Genomic DNA, 13,515 nt, shown 5'->3' on the forward strand with positions numbered 1-13,515 from the left:
TCGGGCCTCAGGTCACGTGTTGGTATCTATTGTAATCAATCTGTGCCCAACGGATCGATTGACGTCGCCAGCCACAGAATGAGGGTGCCGGTGGCCGCCATCGCCGCGACGTCGAAGAAACGTCCTCTGACCTGGAGAAGTCCCGCTCGCGACGACGGAATCAGGGATCTCAGGACCGCACCGAGCAGCAGCGCCGATCCGAAGACGAATGCGCCACGCCGCCAGCGGTCGAACAGCACCAGCACGGCGGCGACCAGAAGGCCCAGCAATACGACGAAGTAGGGGATCTGAACCAGATAACGCCTGACCTGTCGCACGTGCCGAATCCGCTCGACGCGGCCATCGGCACCGGTCCCGGTCACCCGACAGGTCCCGGTCCGGCACGACCGGCGAGTTGCGCTTCCGCACGCTCGACAACGTTGACGAGCAGGAACGCGCGGGTCAGCGGCCCGACTCCCCCGGGATTGGGTGACACGTGGCCCGCGACGTCCCAGACGTCAGGAGCGACGTCACCGGTGAGTCCGGCCTCGGTGCGGCTGACCCCGACGTCGATGACCGCGGCACCCGGCTTGACCATGTCCTTGGTGATGAGGTGCGGGACTCCGGCTGCGGCGATCACGACGTCGGCCCGCGACACCTCGGACGCAAGATCGCGGGTGCCGGTGTGACAGAGCGTGACGGTCGCGTTCTCACTGCGCCGCGTCAGCAGCAGACCGATCGGTCGCCCGATGGTGACCCCGCGCCCGACGACGGTCACCCGTGCGCCCTTGATGGGGATGTCGTATCGCCTCAGCAGGTGGACGATGCCCCGCGGAGTGCACGGCAACGTCGACTCCTTGCCGAGCACCAGACGTCCCAGGTTGATCGGATGGAGACCGTCGGCGTCCTTCGACGGGTCGATGCGCTCCAACGCGGCGTTCTCGTCGAGATGACCGGGCAACGGCAACTGGACGATGTAGCCGGTGCAGTTGGGGTCGTCGTTGAGCTCGTCGATCGCGGCGTTCAGTTCCTCGGTCGTCGCATCCGCCGGGAGGTCCTTACGGATCGAGGCCACGCCGATACGCGCACAGTCGGCGTGCTTACCCTTCACGTAGGACTGCGAACCGGGGTCATCCCCGACCAGGACGGTACCGAGACCGGGCATGATGCCCTCGGCACGCAGCTTCTCCACCCGGACCCCGAGATCGGAGAAGATCTCGTCACGAGTGACCTTGCCGTCGAGTCGTATAGCGCTCACGGAGATCCATTGTTCCATCCGCCGCGTCGGTACTGTGGATCGACGTGGAACCATCTACCGATCGGGTGGGTCCGGTCACCCTCGACGAGGTCGTCGCCGCCCGGGAGCGGATCGCGGGCTCGCTGCGCCGGACGCCGGTTCTGCGGACCGCGATCGACACCGTCGACGGCCCGGTCGACGTGGTGTTCAAGCTCGAATACCTCCAGGCGGGTGGGTGCTTCAAACCCCGGGGGAGCCTCAACGCCGTACGCCATGCGCGAGACGAAGGACTTCTCGACGATGCGGGTGTCCTGGTCGCGTCCGGTGGCAATGCCGCGATCGGCGCCGCATGGGCGGCCCGCATCGCCGCCACCAGGTGCACCGTGGTGGTGCCGGAGACCGCACCTCAGGTCAAGGTCGACAGCCTGCGCGCACTCGGCGCAGACGTCCATCAGGTGGGTGACCGCTACCAGCACGCGGCCGACGCCGCAGCCGAGATGGCCCGGCGATCGGGTGCTCTCCTCCTGCACGCCTATGACCAACCCGACATCGTGGCCGGGGCCGGCACGATCGGACTCGAACTCGCCGACGATGTCGCCGGTCCGCTCACCACCGTCGTCTGTGTCGGCGGCGGCGGTCTGCTCGGCGGGCTGACGGCGGTACAGCGGCCGGGCGACCGGATCGTCGGCGCCGAGCCGATCGGGTCGTCGTGCCTGCGTCACGCCATCGACGCGGGTCGCCCCGTGCCCGTGGAACTCGACAGTGTCGCAGCCGACTCACTCGGCGCGACCCGGCTCGGGGACATCTGCTGGTCGACGATCGCCGGTCGCGCGGTGACCAGTGTGGTGGTGTCGGACGCGGATCTGATCGCGGCGCGTGGCCACCTGTGGGACGCCTTCCGCATCCTGGTGGAGCCGGGCACCGCGACGGCGGTCGCCGCGGTGCTCACCGGAGCCGTTCGGCCGGAACCGGATTCGACATTGTGCGTGGTGTTGTGCGGGGCGAACACCACGTTGGGGCCCCAGCGGTCGGAGGCGGGTGCGTCCGGCCGGTAACCATGGCGCTAACCTGGCCTGACCATGTTCCGCATCATGTTCTATCAGCCGTGTATTCCGCCCAACACCGGGAACGCGATCCGCCTCGCCGCCAACACCGGCTGTGAACTGCATCTCATCGAACCGCTCGGGTTCAGCATGTCCGATGCACAGGTCAAACGCGCAGGCCTGGACTACCACGAGATGGCCACGGTGACAGTGCATCCCGATTTGGGGACGGCCTGGACCACGCTCCAGCCCGAGCGGGTCTTCGCGTTCACCGCGCATGCGTCGCGCTACCACACGGATGTCGAGTACCGCCCAGGCGACGTCTTGCTGTTCGGGCCGGAACCGACCGGCCTGCCCGACGACGTGCTGGCCGAACCGGCGGTCACCGACCGGGTCCGGATCCCCATGCTGGCCGGGCGACGGTCGCACAATCTCGCCAATGCCGCGAGCATCGTCGTCTACGAGGCGTGGCGGCAGAACGGGTTCACCGGGGCCGTCTGACCGACGGGTCGACCTGCACCGTGATGGTGTGGATGCGCCCGGTTGTCGAGGCGGTCAGTTGTCGATGCGGAACCGCTTGGTGCGGGCGGTCGCTCCGCCGACGAGGGCGATCTTTCGTTTGGGCACACCCAGGTGATCGGCGAGAATCTCGGCGACAGCCTTGTTGGCGCGCCCCTCGGCCGCCGGTTCACGGACGAAGACTGTGACCGAACCGTCCGGCCCGGTCTCCACCAGCGGCCCCTTGCGACTACTCGGCTTCACCGTCACCACGATCTGCCTCGGCATTGCCGCGCCCCTCTCTAATGCCAATCCCTGGAACGAGTTCCAACTCGGAGATCCAAGCGCTGCAGGCGCTCCGCCACCACCGTCACCGCCCCCTCGGCATTCTGCACGGTGCCACGGATCAACAATGCTGATGCAGAGTGTGCCAGATTTCGATGTCGAGTCCACAACCCCACCGAACAGACCACGTTCACCATGCCCGTTTCATCCTCGAGGTTGATGAACGTCACACCCGACGCAGTCGCCGGACGCTGCCGATGAGTCACCGCACCTGCCACGGTGACCCGTGACCCGTCTGCGACGGACAGCAACCCATCGGCCGGGACCACCCCCATCGCCGCCAGGCGGGGCCGCAGGAACTGGGTCGGATAGGACGTCGGGGTGATACCCGTCGCCCAGGCATCCGTCGCGGCCAGTTCGATCTCCGACAACCCCGGCAAGGTCGGTGTCCGTGTGGATGACTCGAGTGCCAGCTGATCCGACCGCACCGTCGCGGCGGCACCCGCCTCCCACAGGGCCTGCCGCCGACTCATCCCGAAGCCGGCGAACGCCCCCGCGCCCGCCAGTCCCTCGAGCTGATGCACTGTCAGCTCCGCACGGCGGGACACATCTGTCACATCCCGATAGTCACCGTCGCGGTCACGGCATTCGACGATCCGCTCGGCGACATCGTCGCCGAGCCCTCGAATCCCGCCGAGCCCCAACCTGACCTCGAGCCCCTCGTTCGCCAGGGTCGCATGTGCGTGCGACAGGTTGATGTCCGGACGGTGCACGACGACACCGTGTCTGCGCGCATCCGCGACCAACGACTGCGGCGAGTAGAAACCCATCGGCTGCGCCCGCAGCAACGCCGCGCAGAATGCCGCCGGATGGTGGAGCTTGAACCACGACGAATAGAAGACCAGGGACGCGAAACTCTGCGAATGACTCTCCGGGAAACCGAAATTCGCGAATGCGGCCATCTTCTCGAAGATCCGATCGGCCGTCTCGCCTGCGATCCCGTGCTCCTTCTCCATACCCTCGTAGAATCGCCTGCGCAGACGTTCCATCCGCTCCGGCGACCGTTTGGAACCCATCGCTCGGCGCAGTTGGTCGGCCTCCGCGGCGTCGAACCCGGCGACATCGACCGCGAGTTGCATCAATTGCTCCTGGAACAGCGGCACTCCCAGGGTGCGATCGAGCGCCTTGCGCATCGACGGATGTTCCACCGTCGGTCTCTCCGTCCCGTTGCGGCGCCGGATGTAGGGATGCACCGAGCCACCCTGGATCGGCCCGGGACGGATGAGAGCCACCTCGACCACCAGGTCATAGAACGTTCGTGGCTTCAATCGCGGCAAGGTGGCCATCTGTGCGCGCGACTCCACCTGGAACACGCCGACCGAGTCGGCACGGCACAACATGTCGTAGACGGCAGGCTCGGTCAGATCCAAGGTCGCCAGATCGACCTCGATGCCCTTGTGTTCGGCAACCAGATCGATGGCGTAGTGCAGCGCTGACAACATGCCGAGCCCGAGAAGATCGAACTTGACGAGACCTATTGCGGCGCAATCATCCTTGTCCCACTGCAACACACTCCGGTTCTCCATCCTCGCCCACTCCGTCGGGCACACGTCGGCGATGGGCCGGTCGCAGATCACCATCCCTCCGGAGTGGATGCCCAGATGCCTTGGCATCCCCAGGATCTCACCTGCGAGATCGGTGACGTCGTCGGGCGCCTCGTCGGGGGCCTTGCTCCAGGCGTCCTGTTGCCCGGTGGCATAACCGAGTGCGCGCGCCATGTCACGGACCGCTGATCTGCCGCGATAGGTGATGACATTGGCGACCTGTGCACTGTAGTCACGGCCATAGCGCCGGTAGACGTACTGGATCGCCTCTTCCCGTCGATCGGACTCGATGTCCACGTCGATGTCGGGTGGGCCGTCCCGTTCGGGCGACAGGAAGCGCTCGAACAAGAGCTTGTTCGCGACCGGGTCGACGTTGGTGATGCCCAATGCGTAGCAGACTGCCGAGTTGGCGGCGCTTCCACGCCCCTGACACAGGATGTCGTTGCGCTTGCAGAAATTGACGATGTCGGCGACCACGAGGAAGTAGCCGGGAAAGGTGAGGGTCTCGATGATGGCCAGTTCGTGCTCGATCTGCCGATACGCCTGCGGATGCATGCCCGGGGTGCCGTAGCGACGCAGCGCGCCATCCATGGTCTGCTCGCGCAGCCAACTGATCTCGGTGTGCCCGTCCGGGACGTCGAACGGGGGCAACCGCGGCGCGATGAGACCCAGCCGAAAAGCACAGTCGGCAGCCAACCCGACCGTGTTGTCGATCGCATCCGGATGCCCGGCGATCAACCGGGACATCTCGTCGCCGCTGCGCAGGTGCGCACCACCGACACCCGGCAGCCAGCCGTCGATGGTCTCGATGTCCGTCCTCGCCCGGACCGCCGCGACGGCCGTCGCGAGTCTGCGGCGTGGCGGCCCGGCGAAGTGTGCCCCGGTGGTCGCCACCGTCGTCAGACCGAATTCGGTGGAGAGCCCGGCCAGGATCGCGTTGCGTTCGTCGTCCTCCGGCAGCCCCTGGGCGGTGAGTTCCACCGCGATGTCCTCACGGCCATAGCGATCCACCAGATCGGTCAGCGCGAGCCGTGCGGCTCCGGGCCCACTCCGCTCGAGCGCCCGCCGGACGGACCCTTTACGACATCCGGTGAGCACCAGCCAATGACCACCTCCCATGTCCGGCAGTCGTTCCCGGTCATAGCGCAGCAACCCCTTCTCCCCCGCGACCATGTGCGCGTCCGCGATGGTCCGGGACAGTCGCCGATACCCCTCGCTGTCGCGGGCGAGGACGAGCAGATGTTCGCCCGGCGGGTCCGGGACACCCGTCCGCGTGACGTCGGGCTCCAGGGACAGCTCGGCACCGAACACCGTCGGCATGCCGAACTCTCTTGCCGCCTCGGCAAATCGGACCACCCCGTAGAAGCCGTCGTGATCGGTGACGGCAAGGGCCTCCAGGTCCAGACGCTGCGCCTCCTCGACCATCTCCTCCGGCATCGAGGCACCGTCGAGAAAACTGTAGGAACTGTGCGCGTGGAGTTCGGCATACCGGACGGAGGATCGACCTCGTTCCACGCCCTCCGGACGGTAGGCACCCCGCTTCCGCGACCATGCGGGGCTGTCGTTGCCGTCCCCGGAGTTGTCACCGGGACCGAACGCCTCCCCGGGCCGCCCGTGTCCCGGCGCGCGGCCGGAGAGCACCCGCTCCATCTCCGACCACGTCGGTGGCCCCTGATCCCATCCCACCGACCAAGTCTATCGAACATGTGTTCGATGAACCAGCTCCGGCACGTCGCCCGGGTTCGGGTTCGGGCGTGGTTCACACGTCCGTCATTCCGAGTGGACGGTCCCATCGATGTCTGCGCGAGGATGCGGACCCGCCGGACTGGACAATTCGGTGTTCATCGCGGCCAACAGTTCTGCCAGGAAGGATTGGAACCGCTGGAGTTCGACAGCCGAATATCGGGCCATCACGGCGCCGACCCGCTCCCCGAGAGGGTTGAAGAACTCGTCGGCGAGAGCGTGAACCTCCCGGCTGCTGCGCAGCGTGACGATTCGGCGGTCGTTGTGCTCGCGAGTCCGCACAACGTAACCGGCCCCCTCGAGCCTGTTGAGGACCGCGGTGGTTGCCGGGTTGGACCGGCCGATCCGTTCACTCAGACGCGCCGGGGACAGGGCCATGCCACGTTCCTCACACGCGAGAATCTCGATGAGCGCTTCAGCGTCGGTGGCGTGCAAACCAAGCCACGAAGCAAACCTTCGACTGAATTCCCGGTACGCCCCACCGTAGGCACGTAGCCGTTCGGTCAGCTGCTCCGGGTCGACCGGGTCGCCCATGTCCCTCGCCTCAGTCCTCTCAAGCGCGCTGAAGTGATGCCAGCAACAACATTTGACAACGTACGCCATCGCCAATACTTTCATGCTGGAATCATTCCATCGTAGAATTATAGGAAGGCTCGATCATGGACGCGCTCGGTACCGATGTGACACAGGCGGCCGCCAGACCGACACGTCGACAATGGGTTGGCCTGGTCGCCATTGCGCTCGGTGTGGCCCTCATCGTGGTGGACACCACGATCGTGAACGTGATCATCCCGTCGATCATCGAAGACCTCGACACGGGTTCGACGCAGGCGCAATGGATTCAGGAGTCCTACGCAATCGTGTTCGCAGCGTTGCTGTTGGTTGTCGGTCGCGCGGCCGACATCGTGGGAGCACGGCGCGTATTCCTTGTCGGAGTCGTCGTGTTCGGTGTGACGAGCATTCTGGCCGGCCTCGCGCCGAGTGGTGGCCTGCTGGTCATGGCACGGTTCCTCCAGGGGGCCGGGGCCGCGATGATCCTGCCGACGTCGCTTGCACTGCTCAACGCCACATTCACGGGCAAGGCTCGCGGCCAGGCCTTCGCCATCTGGGGCTCCACGATCGGTGCGGCCGCCGCACTGGGCCCATTGCTGGGCGGCTGGCTGGCCGAGCATGTGTCGTGGCGCTGGGCCTTCGGCATCAACGTGCCGTTGGCGATCGTGATCGTGGCCGGAGTGATGGGCTGTATCGATCGCTCACCACGCATGCCCGGACGATCGGACATCATCGGGGCCATTCTGTCGGTACTGGGACTGGGCCTGCTGGCGTTCGGCTTGATCGAGGGACGCACATACGGGTGGGTCACCACCACGCAATCGATGGATATCGGCGGGTTTCACTGGGCCAGCGGCCCGTCGCCGGTTCTGGTGGCACTGGTGGGCAGCGCGTCGGCCCTGACCGGCTTCATCGGGCGACAAATGCTGCTGCGCCGAAGTGGCAACAGCGACAAGGCATTGCTGGACCTGAGTCTGTTCTCGGTGGCATCGTTCCGCAACGGCAACATCGCGACGTTGATCATCGGAGTCGGCGAGTTCGGCATCGTCGCCGTGCTCCCACTCTGGCTGCAGTTCACCCTCGGCTACAGTGCATTGCAGTCCGGGCTGGCGCTGGTACCGATTGCCATCGGCAGCTTCGTCGCCAGCGGGGCCAGCTTCGGCCTGGCCGACAAGAGTGTGTCGCCGCTGACCATGCTTCGCTGGGGCCTGGTGTTCGAGGTCGTCGGACTCGGCGGGCTGGGACTGTTCGCCTCGACCGACAGCGCGTGGTGGACCCTGTCGCTGATTCTCGGACTCTATGGTGTCGGTGTCGGATTCGCCACTGCTCAAGTGACCAATGTGGTCCTCGCCGATATCCCCGACGACGACAACGGCCAGGCAGCCGGAATCCAGAGCACCTTCCGCCAACTGGGATCCGCTCTCGGGATCGCGATCCTCACCACGGCCTTCTTCACCACATTGAGCTCGCGGGTCGACGATCAACTCACCGCAGCCGGCGTGGCCCCGCCACACACCGAACAACTCACGCGCGCAATCACCGACAGCGCCGGCGCGGCGATCGAAGGACTCGCCGCCGACCCTCGGACAGCGCAGATCGCTGACACCGCCCGAACGGCGATGACCGATGGGCTCACGCTGGGAGGCTACCTCGCTGCCGGCTTCGTCCTACTGGGACTGATCGCCTCGGCTCTGATACCGCAGAACCCCGGCCAGGTGCCGGATCGTCGCACCCCGGCTCAAACCGTTTGACGCACAAGACCTTTCCCGCCATCCGTCCAGCGCGATGGCGGGAAAGCGGCGCCACGCAGGGGCCCGCGATCATTCATCGCCACGCCTCGTGAGCTGCCGTTCCTGCCACCATTGCGGCGCGTCGACGAAGTGGTTGTCGAACTCGTCCTGCACTGCGGCAAGTTCTTCCAGCGATGCATCACCGCTCTGAATCCGGCCGAGCAGCCGGAAGTACTCGAAACGTTCGACGCCCGGCGTGAGCACGATCAACACCCGGGCCGCAGTATCGGGCGTCGCGCCGAAGGCGTGCGGCATCAGCGGGGGCACCACCAGTGAGTTCCCGGCACCGAGCGTGACGATCCGATCGCCGGTCATCACCCTGAGCTCGCCGTCGACGACGTAGAACATCTCCGATGATCGTCGGTGGAAGTGTGGCGCTGCACCATCGGCGCCTGCCTGCAGGCGGACCTCGAGCGTGCTGAGCGCATCGTCGGTATCGGACGCGTCGAACAGCAGGTGCATCGAGGCACGGTCGGTACCCACCACCTCGTCGTCGGGGCTTCGCACCCCCGACTCGTGCCCGGTGATGTCGGTCATCGTTTGCCTCCTTCTTGTCGATTCCGGTCGGTCGGTCAGACGAACAGCAGAACTGCGGCCACGATCATCGCAAGCGCCGTCGCGCCATGGATGCCCAACGCCGCCTTCCGATCCCCCTCATTGGACAGGACGATCCACATGTCACCCAGCGGGATCAGCACGAGCACGAGCACGAGAAGTGCGAGCTGATCGCGGGCCGCGAACGTGAAAACGATCACGAGCAGGCCGCTCGCGACGTCACGGATCCCCTTCACCTGCCACCACCCGCGCGCGTCCGACGCCGGGAGGACGGGAAGGCCGAACCCGGCGGCGTTCTTCTCGTTCTTTGCCAGATAGGCCACGCCGATCGCCACGATGCCGAGGCCGCCGATCCAGCTGAGGACGAGTCCGATCGAAGAAGTGAGCATGACATGACCTTCCCTTTGAAGAATTTCTACCAACGATAGACTACTGCTGGACCAGAATCTATCAGTGATATCCTCTGCGTGTGGGAGTTCGAGAGCGCAAGGCACGGGACAAGCAGGAACGCGAGCGCAAGATCGTCGACTGCGCCCGTTCCATCGCCGACAGGGAGGGGTGGGCCGCGGTGACCACTCGCCGCCTCGCAGGCGAGATCGAGTACAGCCCGCCGGTGCTCTACGGCCACTTCCCAGACGGACGGGACGGCATCGTGAGTGCGGTCGCACTCGCCGGATTCGCCGACTTCACGACTGTGATGCGGCAGGCACTCGACGGCGCCGACGCGACCGATCGCCTAGGCGCGTTCATCGAGGCCTACCTGGCCTTCGCCGCCGAGAATCCCGCAACCTACGAAGCGATGTTCTCGATGCAGCTCGGCGTGCAGTTCGCACACGACTCCACGCCGTCCGAGTTGCGGACGGCCTTCGACGTCCTGGTCGATGCCGTCGGCGGCCAGCACGCCGACGACGCCGGCACCCGGGCAGAGTTGCTCTGGTGCGCGCTACACGGGATGTCGACCCTCACCCACGGCCACCGGCTGAGTCCCGGGAACCGACGTAGGCGCGTCGACGCACTCGCAGGACTCTTCGATCCGACGCGCTGAGCTTGCCAACTCCGAGCCATGTCCGACACACGCCGGGCCTGATGTTGCCATTCGTCAATGTAAATGTCACCCTGGGTAGAAACCGGCTTCTTACCGTCAAGTAAGAACCGAGTCACGCTGGTCGAAGTCACGCTCCTGCAGAGAAGATCGGACACCACACAGCCATGACGACATACTTCATCACCGGCGGCAGCGGATTCATCGGCCGCCGCGTCATCGAACGCCTCCTCACCGTCGAGCCCGATGCCCGCATTCACGCCCTGGTGCGTGCGCAGACGCTGCCGCGGTTCAGCCAGATGCTCACCGACATGGATGCCACCGGCCAGGTCACGCCGGTCATCGGTGACGTGACCACCCCAGGACTCGCGGTCGGCGGTGCCGAACTCCCCGACATCGACCACGTCATCCACCTCGCGGCGATCTACGACATGACCGCCGATGCCGACGCCCAGCAGGCCGCGAACGTGGAGGGCACGGCCCGCGTGGCCGATTTCGCGCTCACGGCAGGCGCGATGATGCACCACGTCTCCTCGATCGCAGTGGCCGGCGACCATCGCGGAACCTTCACCGAGGATGATTTCGATGCCGGACAAGGGTTTCCGTCGCCCTACCACCGGACCAAGTTCGAGGCCGAGAAAGTGGTCCGCGAGCGCGAGGGACTGCGTTGGCGCGTCTACCGACCGTCGATCGTCGTCGGCGATTCACGCACCGGCGAGATGGACAAGATAGACGGCCCGTATTACTTCTTCGGTCACCTCGGGATGCTGGGCCATCTGCCTGCCGGACTTCCCCTCCCGATGCCGGATCTCGGCAACACAAACATCGTTCCCGTCGACTTCGTGGCCGGTTCGATCGTCGCGCTCTGCAGCCTCGAACCGGAGCGCAGTGGGATCGTCTACCACCTCGCCGATCCCCGACGGCGCACGATCACCGGGATGTACAACGCGATCGCGCCCGGATTCCATGGGCCACAAGGTCGCAACGTGATTCCCAACGGGATCGTCGAGCCGTTTCTCACGCTGGCCGGCACCGGGCCGCTACGAGTGGGTCGGGATCTCCTCGCCACCCAGCAGGGCATCCCGCCCGCTCTCCTCGACACCGTGTCACTGACCGTCGACTTCCGATCCGACGACACGATCGCCGCACTCCGTGAGCGTGGGATCATGTTGCCGGACCTCGACGACTACGGCCCCCGGCTCTGGAAATACTGGGCGGCGCACCTCGACCCCGCCCGGCATCGTCACAACGATTCGCGTGGACCGTTGGTCGGCAAGAACATCCTCATCACCGGAGGCTCCAGCGGGATCGGCAAGGCAACCGCGCGGATGTGCGTGGCGCGCGGGGCGAACGTGTTCATCGTCGCCCGTCACGCCGACGACCTCGATGCCGCGGCGGCCGAACTCTCGGCGACCGCGAGCAAGGACGGCGTGCCACCCGGGCGGGTACACAACTACCAGTGCGACATCACCGACGAGGAGTCTGTCGCCGGGTTTGTCAAAACGCTTCTCGCCGAACATGACCACGTCGACGTCCTGGTCAACAACGCGGGGCGTTCGATCCGTCGGGCCACCATCAATTCGACCGACCGGTTGCACGACTACCAGCGACTCATGGCGGTGAACTACTTCGGCGCGGTCAACCTCGTCCTCGGTCTGCTCCCGCACATGGTCGAGCGGCAGGCCGGCCACATCGTGAACGTGACCTCGATCGCCGTGCAGTCCCGTGGTGGCCGGTTCGGTGCGTATGCCGCGTCGAAGGCCGCTCTCGAGGCATTCAGCGATGTGACGAGTACCGAAACCCTCTCCGACCACGTCACGTTCACCAACGTGCGGCTCCCCCTCGTGCGGACACGGATGATCGCGCCCACGGAGGCCTACGCGAATCAGGCAGGCGTGTGGGGTGTGGACAAGGCGGCGGCCCGGGTGCTGCACGGCATCCTGGAGCGACCCCGGCGCGTGGGTTCGGCGGTGGGCGCCCTGGCCGAGATCGGCCACCGGTTCGCGCCAGGGCTGACCACGCGAATCCTCCACCAGGAGTACCTCGCCTTCGGTGAATCGGCTGCCGCACTGGGCAAGCCGAACCCTGATGGCGACGGCAGCGCATGACCGACACACCGTTCCTCTCGGTCGACGTCGCGCGGCTCGACCGCAACATCGGATCCGTTGCCGAACGCGCACGGGCCGCGGGCATCGACTTGCGGCCACATGCGAAGACCCACAAGTGCGCCGAGATCGCCCGGCGGCAGCTTGCGGCAGGAGCGGTCGGGTTGACGGTCGCGACCATCGGTGAGGCGGAGGCATTTGCCTCGATCGCACCGGACCGGGCGGATCTGTTCATCGCGTATCCGCTCTGGGTGTCCGGCGACAAGGGCCCTCGGCTTCGTGCCCTCGCCGAGCAGGCCCGACTTCGCCTGGCCGTCGACTCCGCACAGGGTGCGCGACAACTCGCTGTGGAGATCGGCGATGCCGATGCCGACGTCGTGGTGGAGATCGACTCCGGACAGCACCGAACCGGCGCCGACCCCGCGGAATCCGGCGTGATCGCGGCCGCAGCAGCAGATGCGGGCCTGCGGGTGGTCGGTGTGTTCACCTTCCCCGGCCACGGATACGGCCCCGGCGATGCACGTCTCCGGGCCGCGCAGCAGGAGGTGGCCGCATTGTCGGTGGCCACCGAACGACTGCGGGACAGCGGGATCGAGCCTGTGGTGCGCAGTGGCGGATCCACGCCCACGATCGAGTTCGCCGAGCCAGGGGTGCTGACCGAGATCCGACCGGGCGTGTACCCGTTCAACGACGCGCAGCAGGTGGAACTCGGATCGTGCGGTTTGGCAGATGTCGCGCTGTGCGCCGTCGCCACCGTGGTCCACCGAACCGGCGATCGCATCGTCGTGGATGCGGGCAGCAAGATCCTCGGCGCCGACCGTCCGCCATGGACCTCGGGGTTCGGACGCTTGCTCGACACACCTGATGCGACCATCACGTCACTCTCGGAACACCATGCGGTGATCCGGTTCCCGTCGGATACCGCCCCTGCCGCCATGCCGGTCCTCGGCGACCGGTTGCGGGTGATACCCAATCACGTGTGTACCGCCGTCAATCTCGTCGACGAATTGGTCGCCGAGATGCCCGACGGAGCGACGACCGGGTGGTCGGTGATCGCCCGCGGCGCCAACTCATGATGACCG

At 66.3% G+C, this 13,515-nt stretch carries 13 protein-coding genes; 6 read left to right on the forward strand and 7 right to left on the reverse strand.

The window, feature by feature from the left end; translation table 11 throughout:
- Positions 1-35 precede the first annotated feature (35 nt).
- Both IDF66_RS15425 and IDF66_RS15430 read right to left on the reverse strand, forming a co-directional pair.
- The gene (locus tag IDF66_RS15425; protein WP_164308406.1) at positions 36-362 is read right to left on the reverse strand and encodes a DUF3017 domain-containing protein; all 327 of its coding nucleotides are present in this window, start codon (positions 360-362) and stop codon (positions 36-38) included.
- Positions 359-1,237 carry a bifunctional methylenetetrahydrofolate dehydrogenase/methenyltetrahydrofolate cyclohydrolase gene (locus tag IDF66_RS15430; RefSeq protein WP_190267637.1) on the reverse strand — a complete coding sequence of 293 codons (879 nt, stop codon included), beginning with the start codon at positions 1,235-1,237 and terminating at the stop codon, positions 359-361. The genes IDF66_RS15425 and IDF66_RS15430 overlap by 4 nt, the downstream gene beginning before the upstream one ends.
- A gap of 65 nt (positions 1,238-1,302) precedes the next feature.
- On the opposite strand from IDF66_RS15430, the gene IDF66_RS15435 reads away from it, so the two are divergent.
- Positions 1,303-2,271: a serine/threonine dehydratase gene (locus IDF66_RS15435; RefSeq protein WP_190268026.1), complete on the forward strand. Its 969-nt coding sequence runs from the start codon at positions 1,303-1,305 to the stop codon at positions 2,269-2,271.
- A 24-nt stretch (positions 2,272-2,295) separates the two neighbouring features.
- Positions 2,296-2,760 carry a tRNA (cytidine(34)-2'-O)-methyltransferase gene (locus tag IDF66_RS15440; RefSeq protein ID WP_164308404.1) on the forward strand — a complete coding sequence of 155 codons (465 nt, stop codon included), beginning with the start codon at positions 2,296-2,298 and terminating at the stop codon, positions 2,758-2,760.
- 54 nt (positions 2,761-2,814) lie between these two features.
- Here IDF66_RS15440 and IDF66_RS15445 read toward each other — a convergent pair whose 3' ends face one another.
- From IDF66_RS15445 to IDF66_RS15455, 3 genes are all read right to left on the reverse strand, one after another.
- Positions 2,815-3,045, reverse strand: a complete 231-nt coding sequence (locus IDF66_RS15445) for a DUF167 domain-containing protein (RefSeq protein WP_164308403.1) — start codon at positions 3,043-3,045, stop codon at positions 2,815-2,817.
- 14 nt (positions 3,046-3,059) lie between these two features.
- Positions 3,060-6,332, reverse strand: coding sequence for an error-prone DNA polymerase (locus tag IDF66_RS15450; protein WP_190267638.1), 3,273 nt, complete (start codon positions 6,330-6,332; stop codon positions 3,060-3,062).
- 84 nt (positions 6,333-6,416) lie between these two features.
- Positions 6,417-6,923: a MarR family winged helix-turn-helix transcriptional regulator gene (locus IDF66_RS15455; RefSeq protein WP_190267639.1), complete on the reverse strand. Its 507-nt coding sequence runs from the start codon at positions 6,921-6,923 to the stop codon at positions 6,417-6,419.
- Between the two features lie 125 nt (positions 6,924-7,048).
- Between IDF66_RS15455 and IDF66_RS15460 the strand changes: the two genes are divergently transcribed.
- A complete protein-coding gene (locus IDF66_RS15460) occupies positions 7,049-8,692 on the forward strand; it encodes an MFS transporter (protein WP_190267640.1) in 1,644 nt (547 codons plus the stop codon).
- Between the two features lie 69 nt (positions 8,693-8,761).
- Here the strand turns inward: IDF66_RS15460 and IDF66_RS15465 are convergent, their stop codons facing one another.
- Both IDF66_RS15465 and IDF66_RS15470 read right to left on the reverse strand, forming a co-directional pair.
- On the reverse strand, positions 8,762-9,268 hold the full coding sequence (locus IDF66_RS15465; RefSeq protein WP_190267641.1) for a cupin domain-containing protein: 507 nt from the start codon (positions 9,266-9,268) through the stop codon (positions 8,762-8,764).
- 35 nt (positions 9,269-9,303) lie between these two features.
- Positions 9,304-9,675 carry a DUF4267 domain-containing protein gene (locus tag IDF66_RS15470; protein ID WP_190267642.1) on the reverse strand — a complete coding sequence of 124 codons (372 nt, stop codon included), beginning with the start codon at positions 9,673-9,675 and terminating at the stop codon, positions 9,304-9,306.
- Positions 9,676-9,755: 80 nt separating this feature from the next.
- Between IDF66_RS15470 and IDF66_RS15475 the strand changes: the two genes are divergently transcribed.
- The 3 genes from IDF66_RS15475 to IDF66_RS15485 all read left to right on the forward strand — a co-directional run bounded on the left by IDF66_RS15475 (position 9,756) and on the right by IDF66_RS15485 (position 13,509).
- Entirely contained in the window at positions 9,756-10,331 is a 576-nt protein-coding gene (locus IDF66_RS15475; RefSeq protein WP_164308399.1) for a TetR/AcrR family transcriptional regulator, read from the forward strand.
- A 164-nt stretch (positions 10,332-10,495) separates the two neighbouring features.
- Complete coding sequence (locus tag IDF66_RS15480) at positions 10,496-12,436, forward strand: SDR family oxidoreductase (protein ID WP_190267643.1); 1,941 nt, start codon at positions 10,496-10,498, stop codon at positions 12,434-12,436.
- Complete coding sequence (locus tag IDF66_RS15485) at positions 12,433-13,509, forward strand: alanine racemase (RefSeq protein ID WP_190267644.1); 1,077 nt, start codon at positions 12,433-12,435, stop codon at positions 13,507-13,509. The genes IDF66_RS15480 and IDF66_RS15485 overlap by 4 nt, the downstream gene beginning before the upstream one ends.
- Positions 13,510-13,515: the final 6 nt, after the last annotated feature.

This window comes from Gordonia hankookensis (assembly GCF_014673215.1).
In the GTDB taxonomy this organism is placed as follows: domain Bacteria; phylum Actinomycetota; class Actinomycetes; order Mycobacteriales; family Mycobacteriaceae; genus Gordonia; species Gordonia hankookensis.

Coding starts and splice junctions, on each gene's coding strand:
- IDF66_RS15440 (WP_164308404.1), top strand. CDS start 2,296: ATGTTCCGCATCATGTTCTATCAGCCGTGTATTCCGCCCAACACCGGG.
- IDF66_RS15445 (WP_164308403.1), bottom strand. CDS start 3,045: ATGCCGAGGCAGATCGTGGTGACGGTGAAGCCGAGTAGTCGCAAGGGG.
- IDF66_RS15455 (WP_190267639.1), bottom strand. CDS start 6,923: ATGGGCGACCCGGTCGACCCGGAGCAGCTGACCGAACGGCTACGTGCC.
- IDF66_RS15460 (WP_190267640.1), top strand. CDS start 7,049: ATGGACGCGCTCGGTACCGATGTGACACAGGCGGCCGCCAGACCGACA.
- IDF66_RS15465 (WP_190267641.1), bottom strand. CDS start 9,268: ATGACCGACATCACCGGGCACGAGTCGGGGGTGCGAAGCCCCGACGAC.
- IDF66_RS15470 (WP_190267642.1), bottom strand. CDS start 9,675: ATGCTCACTTCTTCGATCGGACTCGTCCTCAGCTGGATCGGCGGCCTC.
- IDF66_RS15480 (WP_190267643.1), top strand. CDS start 10,496: ATGACGACATACTTCATCACCGGCGGCAGCGGATTCATCGGCCGCCGC.
- IDF66_RS15485 (WP_190267644.1), top strand. CDS start 12,433: ATGACCGACACACCGTTCCTCTCGGTCGACGTCGCGCGGCTCGACCGC.